Origin of the sequence: Carnobacterium sp. 1290_CSPC, from assembly GCF_001053265.1 — a bacterium.
Lineage (GTDB): Bacteria > Bacillota > Bacilli > Lactobacillales > Aerococcaceae > Aerococcus > Aerococcus urinaeequi.
Genome location: NZ_JVVG01000031.1, coordinates 1 through 787, shown reverse-complemented (window position 1 = coordinate 787; position 787 = coordinate 1). Strand labels below are relative to the sequence as shown.

The 787-nt window shown below is 33.5% G+C and carries 1 protein-coding gene; it reads right to left on the bottom strand.

Annotation, left to right across the window (positions count from 1 at the left end; translation table 11 throughout):
- Positions 1-138: 138 nt before the first annotated feature.
- On the bottom strand, positions 139-787 hold a 649-nt coding region (locus tag AC973_RS09815; protein ID WP_048727023.1), incomplete at its 5' end, for a hypothetical protein.

Below are 787 nucleotides of genomic sequence, written 5' to 3'. Positions count from 1 at the left end.
AAGGGTAAATGCACTCACTACGTTCGCCCTTGCTGCTTTTTCTATTGCCATTTTTAACGCTTATGCCGACGAAAAGACCAAACAGGTGTAAATATACTCGAATTGATTTAAAACGCCTTAAAACGCAAATATGAGCTTCTAACGACTTAATTCATCTCTATCTCGTGTTCGAGTTTCATTTCTATGAATTTTTTCAAACTCTCCACCTTTTACAAACTCTTTAATTTCACTCACAAGGTTATTCATGAGCTTTTCAGCTTGTCTAACAGTTGCACCAAGGGTATTTTCCATAAACTGATTAAAACCTCTGTAAATGCCCTTAATTTCGTTTTTAAGCGATTTATTCTCTTTCTCCAACGAATCAATTTTCTCTAAATTATTATTAAATCTATCTGCCAAATCATTGTAATCACGCACTACCTCTTTGTATTTGCCTTTTACGTAATCAATTCTTTTTGGTAAATCTGTTTCTGCATATTTTTTTAGTTGCTCATTCGATTTATATAAATCTTCATAGCCTTGTATTAAAGCATTTAATTTACTTTCAGGGATAATCACATTTCCTGTTTTTCGTTCTTCATTTTTCGTAAATTCATGACGTAACTTACCAATTCCAATCGTTTCGCCACTTGGTACTTTAACCGTTTTCGTTTCGTCTTTTAAATCTAAACTTTCTTTGTTGATTGTTGGTGTTTTATCGTTCGATAACGCTAAAACTTCTGACTTTCGCTGTTCCAGCGTGGTAGTCATCTCTTTTAATTCGTCCTTTGCCTTTTTATATTCAGGC